The sequence below is a fragment of the Grimontia indica genome, assembly GCF_000333895.2.
Classification (GTDB): domain Bacteria; phylum Pseudomonadota; class Gammaproteobacteria; order Enterobacterales; family Vibrionaceae; genus Enterovibrio; species Enterovibrio indicus.
This window is the reverse complement of record NZ_ANFM02000034.1, coordinates 1-17021: the sequence shown is the minus strand read 5'-3', so window position 1 is coordinate 17021 and position 17021 is coordinate 1. Positions and strand designations below refer to the sequence as shown.

The window sequence follows — 17021 nt, the reverse complement described above, 5'->3', positions numbered from 1 at the left end:
AATCAGTCTGATTTATTTCCTTTATTTTAAAATTAATATGATTTGAGTTCCTAAGGGGAAGCGATGACTTCAGAAAATAGGTTTAGTTCTCAAGAAATAAATGAAATATATACCTATTGGCGTATACATCTAATGGTCGCTATGTATATCGGCTACGGGGTATTTTATTTCACTCGAAAGAGCCTAAGTTTTACAATGCCTATTATGGAGGAAGAACTCGAGCTGAGTACTGCTGATTTCGGTACACTAGGGACCCTCTTTTACATAACATATGGGATCTCTAAGTTTCTTTCTGGAATTGTTAGCGATCAAAGTAAGCCAAGTTATTTTATGGGATTGGGTCTTATTGCTACAGGCATTATTAATATCTTATTCGGATTTAGTTCTTCACTTGCTACTTTTTCTATTCTCTGGGTATTAAATGCAATTTTTCAAGGCTGGGGTTGGCCACCGTGTGCAAAAATATTAACACACTGGTATTCACGATCTGAACGGGGTTTCTGGTGGTCTATATGGAATACTTGTCACAGCCTAAGTGGAGTGATTATACCTATATCTATTGCCGTAATTGTTGTTAATTGGGGTTGGCGTAGCGGTTTCATTGCTATAGGAATATTTGCAATTACTGTTGGAGCCATTCTCTGTTTTAGATTAAAAGACAAGCCAATAAGCCTTGGACTACCAAGTGTAGGAGATTGGCGAAATGATGAATTAGAAAGACAGCAAGAACGAGAGGGCCAGCATTTAAAATTTACAAAAATAATTAGTACCTATGTGATTTTCAATAAGTACATATGGCTACTATGTGGCTCTTATCTTTTAGTCTATGTCGTCCGTATTGCGATTAATGATTGGGGAAATTTATATCTTATCAAACGCCACGAATACGAGTTAATTACTGCTAACACTGTGGTATCTATGTTTGAAGTGGGTGGAATTTTCGGATCACTCCTAGGAGGCTGGGGGTCAGATCGTTTTTTTCAAGGTAATCGTGCACCCATGATTTTAATTTTTTCGCTAGGTATTTTCGTTTCTGTTGCGGCGCTATGGCTGACACCTCTCAATAACATTTGGGTTTTATCAGGCTGTTTATTCTCAGTTGGCTTTTTTGTTTTTGGTCCTCAGTTACTGATTGGTATGTCAGCGGCCGAGTGTTCACACAAAGATGCCGCAGGCACAGCAACCGGATTTGTTGGCTTGTTTGGCTATCTTGGCGCAGCCCTCTCTGGGTACCCGCTTGCGGTAGTGATAGAGAGTTTTAGTTGGGAAGGCTTTTTTGCAGTTATCACGCTCTGCTCTGCGTCGATCGGATTGCTGATTTTGCCTTTCTTAAATGTACAACAACGGGCAGGGACTGCCGATACTTAGACAATCATATTCCCTCTCGTTGGTATTCAAAACCGGCCCTAGTAGGTCGGAACAACAACAGGAAATAGCAATGAAAGCCAGATTAAAACATTACCCACTTATAACCAGCATTCTTGGATCGATATTTTTTACATCTCACGTTACAGCTGAAGGACGCTTAGTCGTATATTGCAGTACAACTAATACTATGTGCGAAGCAGCAACAAAAGCATTTTCAGAAAAGTACGATATCGACACATCATTCATACGAAGCAGTTCAGGTAGTACATTAGCTAAAATCGAAGCAGAAAAGAAAAACCCTCGTGCAGATGTTTGGTACGGCGGTACGCTCGATCCTCAATCTCAAGCAGGCGAAATGAATCTGCTTCATGCATATAAGTCACCCCAGCTCAAATTCATCATGGAAGAATTTCGAGATCCAGCAAAGCGGAAAGGTAATTACTCTTCCGCAGTTTACATGGGTATTCTCGGTTTCGGAGTTAACAAAGACCGACTAGCAGAAAAAGGGTTGCCTATCCCACGCTGTTGGAAAGATTTAACCAAACCTATCTATAAAGACGAAATTCAGATTGCTGATCCACAAAGTTCAGGTACTGCCTACACCGCTCTTGCAACTTTTATTCAGCTCTGGGATGAAGAAAAAGCCTTTTCATACTTTAAAGAACTAGGCAAAAACGTTTCTCAATACACTAAATCTGGTGTCGCGCCATCAAGGAATGCTGCTCGCGGTGAAATTGCAATAGGTATTGGCTTTTTGCATGACTATTCATTGGAGCTATCCAAAGGAGCGCCTTTGGAGCTTATATCACCTTGTGAGGGTACTGGATATGAGATTGGGGGAGTGAGCATTCTCAAAGGTGCCAGAAACTTAAGCAACGCCGAGAAATTTCTTAATTTCGTGCTCTCTAGAGAAGGGCAGGAAACAGCTTGGAAGAAAGGAGAAACATTCCAGATATTGACGAATACAACCGCCGAGCAGTCACCAAGTGCGCTTAATCCGAAACAACTGAACCTCATCAATTATGACATGAGCAAGTATGGTGATTCCGCTGAACGTAAGCGATTGATTAATAAATGGGTAAATACAGTTAAAAGAGGTCAGTGATCTGACCGGTAGATTTCCTGCCAAATATTAACTTCTGGAGGTGCAGCGCCTTGGCGCCTGCACCTAACGCCTTCAAGTATTCAGGTACCAACAATGAACGAACTTACCGAATGCAGCCATACCATTACTGCAAAACGGGATCCTGTATTTTATTGGATAATGATTCTACCAGTGGCCTTTATCCTTCTACCTATTTTTTCTCTAGACTGGGGTTTTTTTGAATCTACTTCTGAAGAATTTCATGACGCAATGGGCTGGAGCAGCGTAAACATCTCATGGATATGGTTCTCCATACCAGCCATACTGCTTATACGGCCTATTTCGCCCTTAGATAAGCACGCCAAAAAGCGCCACTACTTAGATATCGGATTTAGTGCCTTCTGCATGCTTTTTGTGGTGCTTTCTTCATGGTATACAGAACAAGGCTTGGGCTATGCCACGATTGCGCTTTTCATTGTACTTGGCGCCATTATGACCCTAGCATTTTCACGTCTAGAATATCTAGGCGGTGATACTTTTGTGATTGGATCAATTATCACCATCGTGCTTCTAATCACCACATTTATTATCTTTCCGAGTATCTCTATCTTTATTCCTATGTTTCAGAATGATCTGGGAGCATTTACTCCTTGGCAGTTCTTAGAAATTTTAGGACAAGCTCAGATCACTCAAATTATTCTAAATTCCATTATGCTAGGCACAACTGTCGGTATAGGGGCTACTTTCTTCGGTCTCATTTTTGCTATTTACACCAGCCGGATAGCAAAGCGCAGTGCTTTTATCGCAAGGGTGTTTTCGATATTGCCGATAGTCACTCCACCGTTTGTCGTTGGCCTCGGTGTAACGCTAATGCTGGGGCGATCTGGCTATATTACCGAGTTGATGGCGGACAGCTTCGGCTTGACCCAAACCAACTGGTTATACGGTTTTACAGGGATCTGTTTAGCACAAGTGCTCGCGTTTTCACCGATGTCATTTATGATCCTTGATGGCGCGATGAAATCGCTACATCCATCACTCGAAGAAGCCTCCTATACACTGCGTGCCAATCGATACCAGACGTTTTTTAAGGTCGTCATACCATTACTCAAGCCTGCAATGGCCAACAGCTTTTTAATAATCTTTGTTCAGTCGCTGGCGGATTTCAGTAACCCCTTAGTACTCGGAGGTAGCTTTGACGTTCTAGCCACTCAAATCTACTTCTATATAGCTGGTGCACAGCTAGATTATGCCTCCGCCAGTACTCTCGGCGCAGTCTTATTGCTGTTTTCTCTAGCTATTTTCGTCGTACAGTATCTTTGGATCGGGAAGAGGTCATATGTGACAGTTTCCGGTAAGTCCTATCGAGGAGAAGTACAACCCCTTCCAAGCACGCTCAAAGCCCTAGTATCAGGTATGCTCTACGTGTGGATGGCATTTAACGTCCTGCTCTATGGAAGCATCATATTCGGTAGTTTTACCGTTAACTGGGGAGTAGATTACAGCCTTACCTTTGCAAACTATATCAATCTATTCGGCATGGGGATCGGAGAAGGGGCATGGCCATCATTTCTAACCACATTAACCTACGCAGCTATTGCCTCACCATTAACAGCAATTTTTGGCCTACTCATTGCCTACATCGTTGCACGCCAGCAGTTCCACGGTAAGAAAGTCATTGAATTCACCACAATGCTCTGTTTCGCGGTACCAGGTACCGTTGCTGGTGTCTCATATATCTTAGCGTTTAACGACGCACCGGTTTACCTAACTGGTACTGCAGCAATAGTCGTGATCTCTATGGTAATGCGCAATATACCTGTGGGTATACGCTCTGGCATTGCAGGGTTAGGTCAGTTAGACAAATCACTGGACGAAGCATCTCTCAGCCTGCGCGCTAACTCATTCAAGACCATCGTGAACATCCTACTACCATTGCTGCGACCGGCGATATTATCAACCATGGTGTACAGCTTTGTCAGAGCAATGACGACAGTAAGCGCGATCATCTTCCTTGTAACGCCCGAAACGCGTGTTGCTACATCGTATATTTTAAACCGAGTGGAGGATGGCGAATACGGTATTGCCATCGCATACGGCTCAATCTTAATAGTGGTGATGCTCGTTATCATCTTAGCTTTTGATTTTCTTGTTGGTGAAGCGCGGATCTCTCGTTCCAAAGCCAAAAAACAAGAGTAATGTTTGGAGAGTTTATTCATGGAAAATGAAAACTATGTAGTACTCAAAAATGTCTGCAAGCGTTTTGGAGATAAAACGGTGATTGGAGAGTTGAATCTTGAAATTAAAAAAGGATCACTCGTGACATTACTTGGGCCATCCGGCTGCGGAAAAACCACCGCTCTTCGCCTTGTTGCAGGCTTAGAAAAGCCAACTTCAGGACAAATATTTATCGACGGTGAAGATGTCACGAATACGTCGATCCAGGACAGAGATATCTGTATGGTTTTCCAGTCCTACGCTTTATTCCCACATATGTCACTTTTCGATAACGTAGCATATGGCCTAAAAATGCTCGGCCTGCCAAGAGAGGAAATCCTCCGCCGAGTGAATGAAGCCTTAAAATTGGTAGACCTTGAAGGCTTTGGGGGGCGCTACGTTGACCAAATCTCCGGTGGTCAGCAGCAGCGCGTTGCTCTCGCTCGTGCACTCGTGCTGAAACCTAAAGTGCTGCTCTTCGATGAGCCCTTAAGTAATTTAGATGCCAACCTACGCCGCAATATGCGTGAGACCATTCGCGACCTTCAAAAACGTTTTAACATTACCTCAATATATGTAACCCACGACCAGTCTGAAGCATTTGCTGTATCAGATACAGTAATTGTAATGAAGGATGGAGACATCATGCAGCAGGGGTCTCCTATTGATTTGTATAAATATCCGGCATCCATGTTTATGGCTAGCTTCATGGGAGAAGTAAACATCTTTGAGGGCGTGTTTGACGGTGAGCAAATCAACATAAGTGGGTATCAATTTCCGGTAGAAAAGGGCAAAGTAGCTGGAATTGAACCAGGCCAGTATCAGATTGGTGTCCGCCCAGAAGCAATCACGCTACAAAACGATGGGGAAGCGTCTCAACAGTGCCAGGTGGAGAGTGTTGCGTATATGGGCTCTATGTACGAAGTCATGGTGAGATGGAAAGACTATGAACTCCTCCTTCAGATCAACTCGTCCAAATTTGACCCATCTTTTGCCGATCATGTTTACTTAGAAATCGCTCCTAAAGGTGTTTTCTTGCTTCCACCAGAAGTCAGTTAAACGTCATCTATCTTGTCTGTCGGGTTATCATTAAGGAAATAGCTATCTTTTGCCTAAGGGGCTGTTTTTATGAGCACATTGCTTATCATCACCTTTGTGCCTGCAATATCGTTAATTCTTCCAGCGATCTTCCTCGGGTACGGGTAACAAAAAAGCCATCCGCAAGGGTGGCTTTTTGGAAATATTACCTAGATCAGTCTCTTAAGGCTGCTGACGGGTAGCGGTGATGACAATCTCGCGCACACACACGTTTTGTGGGAAGGAATACGCATAGCAAACAGTGCTGGCGATATCATCTGCAGCCAGAACGCCGCCCATTTCGTCTTTCCAGCTGTCGTAACCTGCTTTGATTTCATCACTGGTGGTATGGGAAAGCAGCTCGGTTTCTACCGCGCCAGGAGCAATGGTGATGACACGAACATTGGCATCCGCCACCTCTTCACGCACGTTTTCAGAAATCGCGTGAACCGCAAATTTAGTGCCGCAGTAAGCCGCATGATTCGGGAAGGTTTTGCGGCCAGCCACTGAGCTGATGTTTACAATGGTGCCGCCGTTGCGCGCTTTCATCGGTTCAAGCACGGCCTGCATACCATTCAGCAAGCCAACCACGTTCACGTTGAACATGGTTTGCCACTCTGCGGCATTTTGTGTTGCCACATCACCCAGCAGCATCACACCTGCGTTGTTCACCAGTAGGTCTACCTCGCCGTATTCCGCCTCGGCTTCTTTAATTGCTGCTTCGAATGCGGCTTTGTCAGTCACATCGACTTTACGACAAAGGGTGTTTGGCAGGTTCAGCGCTTCTAAACGCTCGACACGGCGCGCCACCAGCAGCAGCGGGTGACCCAGTGCGGACAGTTGTTTTGCGATCGCTTCACCGATACCTGAACTTGCACCTGTAATGACAGCCAACTTTTTCATGATGTTCTTCCTCAAAGACCTTGTTGTTTTGGTTGAGGCTGCATTCTAAATAAGTCATCATTGTTGATATATATGTCACAATAAAACTCAGTGTTACCAAATGAACACCAATAAAGAAATCCTCGGCGAAAGCCTGAGTGACATCCGCGCCTTTGTAGCCATCGCAGAAACCGGTAGCTTCTCGAAAGCCGCAGAGTCGCTGAATGCTTCCCGCGCCCATATGTCTCGCCAGTTAAGCCAATTGGAAGCCAGGTTGGGTGTACAGCTGATCATCCGTACGACCCGATCTCAGCGCTTAACCGCGGCAGGAGAAACCTTCTTTAGTCGTTGCCGAGCAGCGCTGTCGCAACTGGATGAAGCGATAACTCTCGCCAGCAATGATGCTGATCAGATGCGAGGCCATATTGCGGTGAACTGTGTTGGCGGTATCTTGGGAGAGTCTTTGATTGGCGATGTGATTCATGCCTTTTGCGCCGAAAACCCGGAGATCAGCATCGAGCTTGATTTCAGCTCAGAACGGGTTGATCTGGTACAGTCCCGTTTTGATTTAGTGCTTCGAATGGGGGCGTTGGCAGATTCATTGCTGATTGGCCGTGAGCTGGGAGAAATCAAGATAGGCACCTACGCCTCTCCGGACTATTTCGCACGCAAAGGTAGGCCATCACATCCCAAAGAACTGCAGCAGCATGACTGTCTGACCGGGTCTGTCTCCAAGTGGCGATACGTGAAATCCGACGACCCAGCGCAGCATACCGATGTGGAAGTTCACGGCCATTTACAATGTAAAAACGGTCATGTGCTTTTAAATGCGGCACTTCAAGGGAATGGGATTTGTCGCTTGCCCGCGCTGTATTGCACGTCTTATGAAGCAGAAGGAAAACTCGAGTCGGTGTTTACGGAATGGAAGGTGGATAAGGTGCCACTCTATTTGCTGTATCACAGAGATCGGCACCAACCCGCCAGATTGAAAGCGCTCATTAGTTACTTGGTCGCTAACATTCCGGCGAAATTAAAGGATTAGAAGCGGCCTGCGCTCAACTCAATACGTTGGGCTGCGTTGTCTTCATTCAGATCTTCAGGAGTACAAAGGTAAGGGCCTTTGCGGGCAAACACATCAATCGCGGTTTTGGCTTCATCGTCAAACACCGACACAGTGCATAGGCCGTCTTCCAAGCTGAATTTATGGTTCACTGTGTAGCTTTTCCCTTCATCGACGTTGAAGGTAAAGGTGTTCACACAAGACGCACCACCCGCGGCAAAGCTGTTAGCGTGGAAAGACACATTCAACGTTACTTTCTCGCCCCGCGGCATGGTCATGCTCTTGGTGCCCAGACTTTCCATGCTCAGCCCCATCGGGTCTTTGCATTCCAGATGATCCGTGAAGAGAGTGACTTCATGGTCGCCGTTGGCAATGAGCAGCTTCTGTTGGTTAGTTTTTTGAGTATCGTCCCACTCGGGATCGTAGTCTTGTGAGTCGTTGCTACTGACAAAATACAGAGAAGCGGGCTCCGGTAGCACTTCTCCTTTTTTCGCGGCGTCCTGCTCTTTCTCCTGCTGAGCCGCGATATCAAAGGTCGGTTTTTCTGAAGACGAGCAGCCAGCCAAGATCACTGGCAATAACGCTGCGAAGACGTATTTATACATGAGAGATTCCTTTGCCAACCGTGTGAAGGAGTTATCCCTACCCTCACTTTTCTTTTGTTTTACCTCACTTTATTGACTGTCTTCTGGCAGTTCAACCAATCTGCCCGGCATTTCACCTTCCAGTATTCAAATTAAGAAAAATGCATTTCATTTTGCGGCTGGGCATAAAAAAACGCTCCCCCGGTTTTGCAAGCGGGGGAGCGTTTTAGGTTCTCTGTTCTTCGTTCAGTTATGCTGGCTCAGCAATCTCTTCTGGCGCTTTTGCCATTGCAGCCGCTTTGGCTTTGCGGGACTTTCGTTTCTCACGTCCTGCCAGCCACAGCAAAGGTACAAAAATCAGGGTCGTACCCACCACCATCAGCATGTCTGGCACTTCACCGAAGAAAACCAAACCCACACCAACCGCACACACCAAGCCGCTGTATTCGGCGCTGGCAATCTTGTTGCTTTCCGCTGCGCGATACGCGATCACACAGGTCGCAGCATAAACCAGAATGAATGCAGTCGAGCCAGCGGCGCGCCAGAACAAGTCCAGGCTGAACGGCATACCTTCATAAAGTGCCAATGCAAAGGCCACTGGAATACCAATCAGGTTATGCAGCAGCAGAGTTTGTGGCACCGTCTGAACGCGTGGAATTTTCGGGATCAACAGGTTGTTGATGGCCAGCGTGACAGCCACAATCAGTGCGGACATCGCCGCCCAGCTAAACTCGGTTGGACGCACCAGAATTAATACACCAATAAACCCCACCACGGCAGCAATGATAGATGCTACTGAGAGTTTCTCTCTCAAAAAGATCGCCGCAAGCGGAAGCATGATCAAGGGTGCCGCATAGAAAATCGCATTCGCTGTTGCCAGTGGCATGGTCGTGAGTGCCACAATCGCAAAGAACACACCAAGCAACCAAATGTGCGCGCGCAGTGCGTGCCATTTCAGTCCCAACGTCAAATTCTTCACAGGTGCCGTCAAACAGAAAGGCAGCAAAATGAGCACGGCAGATACCTGACGAAACAGCGCGAACTGGAAGATGGCGCCGTCTGGCCCTCCTTCCATGGTTTTGACCAGCGCATCGGAAAACGTTGCGCTGAGGTTTCCTATCACCAGCAACGTCATGGCGAAACCTACTGAGATATTGCGCATACCTAATACCTCCTTTAAGCGAGAAATAGCAACATAGCTCACAGAATCCTCATAGTAGCGGCAGTTTTTCATGACGTATAATGATGATTATTCAGGTTCTATGAGTTTTTTAGATAATGAAACTTCCACCGCTCCGAGCCGTTCAATATTTCGAAGCCACTGCCCGCTTGAATAGCTTCTCGCGCGCAGCAGAGTCTTTGAACGTGACCCAAAGTGCCGTCAGCCACCAGATCCGTTTACTGGAAGATTTTCTGGGAGAGTCCCTTTTTGAACGCCAGGGTCGGAACTTGCACTTAACCCCGGTGGGGCAACGTTACTATGACGATATTGGCGACCCACTCCAGGCCATTGCCCGCGCCAGTCTTCAGGTTCGAGAGGGGGTTTCTGGCAATCTTCGTCTGGCCGTGTTTAGCTCGCTTGCGGTGAAATGGCTCATGCCCCAACTTTCAGATTTTCGCACCAAGCACCCTGAAATCGATCTTTCCCTCGAGATGTACGCTCATCGCCCGGATCTCTCAGACAAAATGGGCGACTGCTTTATCACCGACTTTGCGCCCGGTAAAAACTACGAATACGAGCTTTTGTATACCGAATACATTTACCCTGTGTGCAGCACCAAAATCTGGCAACAAATCAAAGACAAACCCTTGCCTGATGCGCTTTGGGAATATCCTTTGCTGTCTGTAAGATCCTTGATGGAAAACGACTGGAAAGAGTGGTGTAAGGTCGGAGGCTACACACTGCCCAGAGACGTAAAAATTCACACCTTCAGCCATATGTTGCTCGCGACAGAAGCGGCGCGCTATTCCCATGGCGTCACCCTGCTCAACCACTACTTTATGAACGAGATAGACCGCGAACAGCTGGTACGTATTCCCCTGCATGAAATTCCTACCGGAGACAGCCTCTATTTCGTCTACAAAAAACACCGCGCAAGGCAGCCAGAAATCTTGAAACTGGGGCGCTGGCTACAGCAAATTGCCGCTGCCGACGAAGCCGCTTTTTAATGCGGCTTTTTGTTTTTCAAACTTCCGCACTTCCCCTACTCTTCAACAACCAGGGACTCTTTCATAAACAGGGAGTTAGAGAAAAGCCTGCTACCACACGTTTTGCCATATCGGTCTAGACTTAAATGTGGACCAAAGTCACGTTATTGATTCAATCGTATCAATCTCAGAAATGGCAAATGTGGTGATGAAAGAAGTGCTGCAATTAAAGAACCAGATGCTTTGTCAGATGCCGTGTTTTGGCAGGTGGGTTACAGCCTGCTATCTAAGTCTTGTGATTTTTATGGCGTGCCCAGCCTTTGCGAATACACATGACACCAAGGCCTATGGTTATTCGGACCGTTACGGGGAGCTGACCCCTACCGAGGTGTTCTCGCTGGTTAAAAATGTTGATGCCATCGTGATGCACTATGCCTACCGATACAAACCTGAACTCACCTCTTCATTGCCAAGAAAAATCATTCCCGTGCAGGGCTACACACCCGAGCAGGTCTTCGTCGCCCTGAGCCAACTAGCCAACCGCATTGACCAACTCGCCGACGACTACGGCATCGATCTCGTTGAACGTGTCACCCGTGAAAAAGCCCAGGCCATCCCCGCTGAAGTTTTTCTGTTGGCCGGATCCTGCCTTGACACCATTGCCGCCACCCTTTCCGTCATGGAACCCGAAAACAGCTTTGGTGACTTCTACAGCAACCGGACTTATCAGCGCCCAAAAACACCGTCAGATGTTTATGCCATGGTCGACCTGATCGACCGCAAACTGATTGTTCTCCTTAGCGAGTAAATGCAGCAGATAGAGTGAGCAAAGATGAACCATAAAATATTTCGCATCACGATAGGTAAACGCTTGGCATTTGGCTTTGGATTAATCCTTGCCATTCTTGTCACAGCCGTGGTCATCTCAAATGACAGATTACGCAACCTGCAGGCATTGGAAAATGAGCTGGTCAATTCAACATTTCCCAGCACATTGGCTGCCAGCGGTCTGGTAGGGGAAATCAATAAGTCTCTTGCCATTTTGCGCGGATATCTGGTGCTGGGCGATGAAAAGCTGAAAACACAGCGTCAGGAAGTTTGGGACAGCATTGACCAGCAAATGGCCGTCCTCAAAGAAAATACGTTAAACAATCAACATATCATGGGCTATGCCGAAAAACTGTCCGCGCTGGAAGTCAGCCTGAAACAGTACCGAAATGCTCAGGACGAAGCAGAACAAATTGCCCATACCGAAGATGAGCAACCCGCGATGAAGATGTTCAAATTGGATATTTCTCCCGTCGCGATGAGAATGCTTGATGACATCAATCAACTCGCCCAACTGGAACAATCTCTACCGTCTACACCTGAGAGAAAGAAGTTGCTTGGTGTCTTTGCCCACTCAAGTGCCTCACTTTCTCTCGCTTTTGCCTCAGCCCGCTCATATCTCATCAGTGGCGATCAGAATTACAAAGCCACCTATATCCAGCATTGGACCGCGAACAGTGGCGCTTTCTATGACATTGAAAGTAAACGTTACCTGCTAACCCGAGAGCAACGGGAGCTCTTTGACAGCTATTCACCGCTGCGTGACCGCTTTGCCGATGACGTAGACAAAATGTATCAAATACGTGAGTCAAAACGCTGGAATATGTCGCAGTATCTGCTGGGAACCAAAGCCTCTCCCCTCTCTGTACTTTCACAGCAACTGGTGCAAGACCTGGATGCCCTGCAACGGGCACAGCTTAATAAAGAAGTTGCGCAACTGGCGGAAATGAACGCCTCCATCACACAGGTTTTAAAGCTTACCGGTATTATTGGCGTCGTCGTGGGGGCAATCATCGCCCTGACCATTACCCGATCAGTGACGCGCCCTATCATCAACATGACCCGAAGCTTGAAAGCCGTTTCAAGGGAAGGCGACTACTCCATCCGTCTGCCCGTCAGGGGCTCAGATGAAGTGTGCCAATCCGCCAAAGCATTCAATACGCTAATGACAGAAACCCAAAACGCGCTCAGCGAGATAAACAGGGTCATGGAACGCATTGCGGAAGGCGACTTGAGCCTTCGCATCAACGGCGACTACAAGGGCGATTTGCATTCAATCAAAGAGGCCACCAACGCGTCATTGGAAAACGCCGAGAGGGCAGAGTTTGTTAAACAGGCTTTTGAGCAGGAAGCACGAACCATTGCCGAAGAGAACGCCAGAGTCAGACAAGCGCTGGATTGCGTTTCGAACAACATCATGATGTCTGACAGTGAACACCAGGTCATCTACCTGAATAACGCCGCGAAAGAGATGCTGCAAACTGCCGCGGACGATTTCAGGCAAGAACTTCCAGACTTCGACCCTGATTCGGTGGTCGGTCAATCCATCGACCTGTTCCACAAGGACCCACACCACCAGCGACAAGTGTTGGAAAACGTCTCAGAAACCTTCACCAGTGAATTCTTTGTCGGCACCAAAGTGATGGCTATCAGCGCCCAGCCGATGTTTGACGATGAGGGTGAACGCATAGGCACAGTGATCGAATGGACTGACCGCACGAGTGAAGTGGCTATTGAACGGGAAATCGACAATGTAATATCCGCGGCGGCGCGGGGCGATTTCAGTGCCCGCATTGAGATGACAGGAAAACAGGGATTTTTCTACAACCTCGCTGAAGGGCTCAACACCCTGACCAAAAACATCGATGACTCCTTGGCAGACATGCAGCGCATACTGGCGGCGATGGCGCAGGGTAACCTGACAGAGCGCATGGATAAAAACTACACAGGTCGACTCGGCCAACTCAAGAAAGACACCAACCAGACCATCGACAAGCTCACCGATGTGATCCGTCGTATCCGTGAAACAGCAGGGACGGTTTCTGTGTCATCACGGGAAATTGTGGCAGGGAATCAGGATCTGAGCCTTCGCACAGACGAACAGGCAACCTCACTGCAGGCAACATCGAGCAGAATGGAAGAAATGACCAGCACAGTGAAACAGAGCGCTGAAAACGCACTTTCCACCAAACTGGTCAGCATGAAAGCACGGGCTAAAGCCCGAGAAGGCGGTCAAGCCATTACCCGCACTATCAACGCCATGGAAGATATCAGTACAGCCAGTAGCGAAATTGGGGAGATTATTGGCGTGATTGATGAGATCGCTTTCCAGACAAATCTGCTAGCGCTCAATGCTGCTGTTGAGGCGGCACGAGCAGGTGAACAAGGCCGTGGTTTTGCCGTGGTGGCAGGTGAGGTCAGAAACTTAGCTCAACGCTCTGCCAGCGCAGCCAAAGAGATTAAAGAGCTGATTGAAGCCAGCAACAAGAAAGTGGAAGTCGGGGCAGAATACGTCAGCAACTCAGGAAAGACTCTGGCAGAAATCGTTTCTATGGTGGAAGAGATGGGCGGCAAAATGGCAGAAATCTCTGACGCTGCCCAAGAGCAAAGTGTTGGCATAGAGCAAGTGAATATCTCGATCACCAAAATGGACAGCGTCACCCAGAAGAACGCAGCGCTGGTCGAGCAAGTCACCACCGCCAGTGAAGGCATGTGGAGCCTTTCACAAGACATGACGGAAATGGTCGCCTTCTTTGACCTGCCAGAAGAGCAAGACGCTTCCCTTCTTGAAGAGGAGCTTGACGACGAGGATGATGGCTTCCTCGAATTCAGTGATGACAGCTATCGCGAACTGGATGACGATATCGAGGTGCAAAGCCCACCCTCAAAACCAAAATTCCAGTTCGCATCGAAGGCAAAAGACGATGTGGAAGACGATGACGACGACATTGAATTCGAGTTCTATGACGGCGATAACGACAAATAGACGTTGAGACGACGAGATGCAGAGAGCTTCCACAACCTGAGCTCGTCAATAAGATACGCAACAAATAAATAAGCCGGACATGAGTCCGGCTTATTTAGTTATCCGCGAAAGATCAGGCGCTGCGGGTTTTAAAGAACCTGACAAGCTCCTGCAGGTTTTCTGCTTCCACCAGCATGTTTTCACTCGCCGCGGTTGCTTCTTCAGCAAGCCCGGCATTTTGCTGCGTCATGTTATCCATTTCGGTGACCGCTCGGTTAATTTCACCGATCCCCTGATACTGTTCCTGTGTTGCCGTGCTCATGTTGTCGATCATGGAAGATACACTGCGAATAGCATCCACAATTTCTACCAAGTTCTCACCCGACTCACGCACCAGTTGTGTACCGTCTTTGACCTTGTTAACGCTGGCATTGATAAGGTCTTTGATTTCCACCGAGGCTTTGGCACTTCGCTGGGCAAGGTTACGCACCTCACCGGCCACCACCGCGAATCCACGGCCTTGCTCACCAGCGCGTGCTGCTTCTACCGCGGCGTTCAGTGCTAACAGGTTAGTTTGGAAAGCAATCTCGTTGATAACGCCAATGATGTCTGAAATCTGCTTACTGGAGTTTTCAATTTCAGCCATGGCGTTGACCGCATCTTCCACCACCGAGCCGCCTCGCTCAGCCTTTTTGGTAGCTTCGCTGGCCTGCTTAACGGCGCTTTGCGATGTATCGGCATTTTGCTGCACCGTAGAGGTCATTTCCTGCATGCTGGCGGCAGTTTCTTCAAGGCTACTCGCTTGCGATTCAGTGCGATCACTCAGGTCACTGGTACCCACCTTGATTTCGCGGGCAGCGTTACTGACAGACGTCGCCGTGCGGTTGATATCCACCACCAGCTCGTTCAATCGCTCGATGGTGGAATTCAGTGCTTCCCTGACAGGTTCAAACTCTTCATCCAATTTTGAAGGAATAGATACGCTCAAATCCCCTTTCGACAGAGACACCAAACACGCACTGATTTTTGCCACTGCCCGCTTTTTAGCGGTAATGTCTGTGGCGTATTTCACCACTTTGAATGGCTTGCCACTGGCGTCGCAGATGGGGTTGTATGAAGCCTGAATCCAAATTTCCCTGCCACCTTTGGCAAAGCGCTGGAACTCGGCAGACTCATACTCACCGCGGTTGAGTTTGTCCCAGAAGGCTTTGTACTCGGCTGAGTTTTTATATTCAGGGTCAACAAACATGGAGTGGTGACGCCCTTTCACTTCGCTCAGGGAGTATCCCATCGCTGCCAAGAAATTCTCGTTAGCGTGGCGAATGGTGCCGTCCATGTTGAATTCAATCACTGCCTGAGATTTGCCAATCGCTTCAATCTGGCCTTCGTAATCGGCATTTTTCAGTTTTTGATCGGTAATGTCAGACGCATACTTCACGACTTTGAATGGCTTACCGTTAAGGTCAAAAATCGGGTTATAAGAAGCCTGAATCCAGATTTGGCGGCCGCCTTTTCCGACGCGCTCGAATTCCCCGGAAAAGAATTCACCCGCCGCAAGCGATTTCCAGAATTCTTTGTACTCCCGGGAGTTTTTCAATCCTGGGGGGGCAAACATCGAGTGGTGTTTACCCTGCACTTCTTCCAGTGTGTAGCCTACAGTGTTAAGAAAGTTTTCGTTGGCGGTGCGAATGGTGCCGTCCAGCTCAAATTCAATCACAGCCTGCGATTTCCCAATAGCTCGGATTTGACCAGAGAAATCAGCATTACGCATCTTCTGTTCGGTCACATCTGTCGCGAACTTCACCACTTTGAATGGTTTACCATTGTCATCGAAAATTGGGTTGTACGAAGCACTGATCCAAACTTCTCTGCCGCCTTTGGCAAAACGCTTGTATACGGCACTTTGGTATTCACCTTTGGCCAGTTTTGCCCAAAAGCCTTTGTATTCTCCAGACTGTGCCGTCGCAGGTTCCACGAACATGGAATGGTGTTTGCCCACCACCTCTTTTTCGGTGTACCCCATCGCACCCAGGAAGTTTTCGTTGGCACGCAGGATATTGCCTTTAAGGTCAAACTCGATCACCGCCTGACTGCGGTTAATGGCTTTAATCTGCCCCAAGGTGTCGAGGTTCTTATTTTTTTCCTGAGTAATATCGGTCGCGAATTTCACCACTTTCACGACGCCTCCTTTGGGCGAATAAACAGGGTTATAAGTTGCCTGAATCCAGACATCGATACCGTTTTTGCCAATTCGCTTGAACTCACCAGACACTGACTTACCGTTTGACAGTCTTTGCCAAAAATCCCTGTACTCACTGGAACTGGCAAATGCCTTTTCCACGAACAAGGAATGATGTTTTCCGATGATTTCGTCCGGGGTATAACCCATCACTTTCAGAAAATTCTCGTTGGCTGAGAGAATATTCCCTTTGGTATCAAATTCGATGATGGCGAGAGACTTATCCAAGGCAGCGATCTTGGCGTTCGCCTCCGACTCGAGTTCTGCATCGAAGCCAAAAATACTGCTTATGGCTCGTTTCAGTGGTGACATGAAAGAGTTTTGCATTTTTGAGACTCCTGTTCCTCTCATAGAATACTAGTTGAAAAATCCCATTATTCCTCTTGAGGCACGCAATTGAGCGAAAAAGCTAACTTAATGGTTTCTGGGAGAAAGAAGCCCGATCTGGAGCAACAAAAAAGCCGGTGCACGAATCGTGTCACCGGCTTATACCCAAACAACCTGAAGATGCAGGATTCAGCGAGTTTGACTGGCGTTGTGATCGCGGCGTTCCTTTGCAGGTGTAGTCA

12 protein-coding genes are annotated in these 17021 nt (G+C 47.6%); 8 read left to right on the top strand and 4 right to left on the bottom strand.

Features of this window, described 5'->3' with window-relative positions; all coding sequences use genetic code 11:
- Window positions 1–63 precede the first annotated feature (63 nt).
- From uhpC to fbpC, 4 genes are all read left to right on the top strand, one after another.
- Window positions 64–1368, top strand: a complete 1305-nt coding sequence (gene uhpC, locus D515_RS18265) for an MFS transporter family glucose-6-phosphate receptor UhpC (RefSeq protein ID WP_002540610.1) — start codon at window positions 64–66, stop codon at window positions 1366–1368.
- A 70-nt stretch (window positions 1369–1438) separates the two neighbouring features.
- Window positions 1439–2473 carry an ABC transporter substrate-binding protein gene (locus tag D515_RS18260; protein ID WP_002540609.1) on the top strand — a complete coding sequence of 345 codons (1035 nt, stop codon included), beginning with the start codon at window positions 1439–1441 and terminating at the stop codon, window positions 2471–2473.
- Between the two features lie 93 nt (window positions 2474–2566).
- Window positions 2567–4651 carry an ABC transporter permease gene (locus D515_RS18255; RefSeq protein ID WP_002540608.1) on the top strand — a complete coding sequence of 695 codons (2085 nt, stop codon included), beginning with the start codon at window positions 2567–2569 and terminating at the stop codon, window positions 4649–4651.
- 18 nt (window positions 4652–4669) lie between these two features.
- The gene (fbpC, locus tag D515_RS18250) at window positions 4670–5728 is read left to right on the top strand and encodes a ferric ABC transporter ATP-binding protein (RefSeq protein ID WP_002540607.1); all 1059 of its coding nucleotides are present in this window, start codon (window positions 4670–4672) and stop codon (window positions 5726–5728) included.
- Between the two features lie 201 nt (window positions 5729–5929).
- Here fbpC and D515_RS18245 read toward each other — a convergent pair whose 3' ends face one another.
- Window positions 5930–6649 carry an SDR family oxidoreductase gene (locus D515_RS18245; protein WP_002540605.1) on the bottom strand — a complete coding sequence of 240 codons (720 nt, stop codon included), beginning with the start codon at window positions 6647–6649 and terminating at the stop codon, window positions 5930–5932.
- A gap of 100 nt (window positions 6650–6749) precedes the next feature.
- Here D515_RS18245 and D515_RS18240 point away from each other — a divergent pair, with 100 nt between their 5' ends.
- Window positions 6750–7670, top strand: coding sequence for a LysR family transcriptional regulator (locus D515_RS18240; protein ID WP_002540603.1), 921 nt, complete (start codon window positions 6750–6752; stop codon window positions 7668–7670).
- Here D515_RS18240 and D515_RS18235 read toward each other — a convergent pair.
- Window positions 7667–8293, bottom strand: coding sequence for a putative periplasmic lipoprotein (locus D515_RS18235; RefSeq protein ID WP_002540602.1), 627 nt, complete (start codon window positions 8291–8293; stop codon window positions 7667–7669). The genes D515_RS18240 and D515_RS18235 overlap by 4 nt on opposite strands.
- 229 nt (window positions 8294–8522) lie before the next feature.
- The gene (locus D515_RS18230; RefSeq protein WP_002540601.1) at window positions 8523–9434 is read right to left on the bottom strand and encodes a DMT family transporter; all 912 of its coding nucleotides are present in this window, start codon (window positions 9432–9434) and stop codon (window positions 8523–8525) included.
- Window positions 9435–9550: 116 nt separating this feature from the next.
- Between D515_RS18230 and D515_RS18225 the strand changes: the two genes are divergently transcribed.
- From D515_RS18225 to D515_RS18215, 3 genes are all read left to right on the top strand, one after another.
- Complete coding sequence (locus D515_RS18225) at window positions 9551–10441, top strand: LysR substrate-binding domain-containing protein (protein ID WP_002540600.1); 891 nt, start codon at window positions 9551–9553, stop codon at window positions 10439–10441.
- Between the two features lie 187 nt (window positions 10442–10628).
- Window positions 10629–11228, top strand: coding sequence for a hypothetical protein (locus tag D515_RS18220; RefSeq protein ID WP_152442395.1), 600 nt, complete (start codon window positions 10629–10631; stop codon window positions 11226–11228).
- Between the two features lie 24 nt (window positions 11229–11252).
- Complete coding sequence (locus D515_RS18215) at window positions 11253–14234, top strand: methyl-accepting chemotaxis protein (protein ID WP_002540597.1); 2982 nt, start codon at window positions 11253–11255, stop codon at window positions 14232–14234.
- A gap of 112 nt (window positions 14235–14346) precedes the next feature.
- Here the strand turns inward: D515_RS18215 and D515_RS18210 are convergent, their stop codons facing one another.
- Window positions 14347–16779: a methyl-accepting chemotaxis protein gene (locus D515_RS18210; RefSeq protein WP_002540595.1), complete on the bottom strand. Its 2433-nt coding sequence runs from the start codon at window positions 16777–16779 to the stop codon at window positions 14347–14349.
- Window positions 16780–17021 lie beyond the last annotated feature (242 nt).

Excerpts from the sequence above, each read along its gene's own strand:
- D515_RS18240 (WP_002540603.1), top strand. The coding sequence starts at position 6,750 with ATGAACACCAATAAAGAAATCCTCGGCGAAAGCCTGAGTGACATCCGC.
- D515_RS18225 (WP_002540600.1), top strand. The coding sequence starts at position 9,551 with ATGAAACTTCCACCGCTCCGAGCCGTTCAATATTTCGAAGCCACTGCC.
- D515_RS18215 (WP_002540597.1), top strand. The coding sequence starts at position 11,253 with ATGAACCATAAAATATTTCGCATCACGATAGGTAAACGCTTGGCATTT.
- D515_RS18230 (WP_002540601.1), bottom strand. The coding sequence starts at position 9,434 with ATGCGCAATATCTCAGTAGGTTTCGCCATGACGTTGCTGGTGATAGGA.
- D515_RS18255 (WP_002540608.1), top strand. The coding sequence starts at position 2,567 with ATGAACGAACTTACCGAATGCAGCCATACCATTACTGCAAAACGGGAT.
- fbpC (WP_002540607.1), top strand. The coding sequence starts at position 4,670 with ATGGAAAATGAAAACTATGTAGTACTCAAAAATGTCTGCAAGCGTTTT.
- D515_RS18210 (WP_002540595.1), bottom strand. The coding sequence starts at position 16,779 with ATGCAAAACTCTTTCATGTCACCACTGAAACGAGCCATAAGCAGTATT.
- uhpC (WP_002540610.1), top strand. The coding sequence starts at position 64 with ATGACTTCAGAAAATAGGTTTAGTTCTCAAGAAATAAATGAAATATAT.
- D515_RS18235 (WP_002540602.1), bottom strand. The coding sequence starts at position 8,293 with ATGTATAAATACGTCTTCGCAGCGTTATTGCCAGTGATCTTGGCTGGC.
- D515_RS18245 (WP_002540605.1), bottom strand. The coding sequence starts at position 6,649 with ATGAAAAAGTTGGCTGTCATTACAGGTGCAAGTTCAGGTATCGGTGAA.
- D515_RS18220 (WP_152442395.1), top strand. The coding sequence starts at position 10,629 with ATGAAAGAAGTGCTGCAATTAAAGAACCAGATGCTTTGTCAGATGCCG.
- D515_RS18260 (WP_002540609.1), top strand. The coding sequence starts at position 1,439 with ATGAAAGCCAGATTAAAACATTACCCACTTATAACCAGCATTCTTGGA.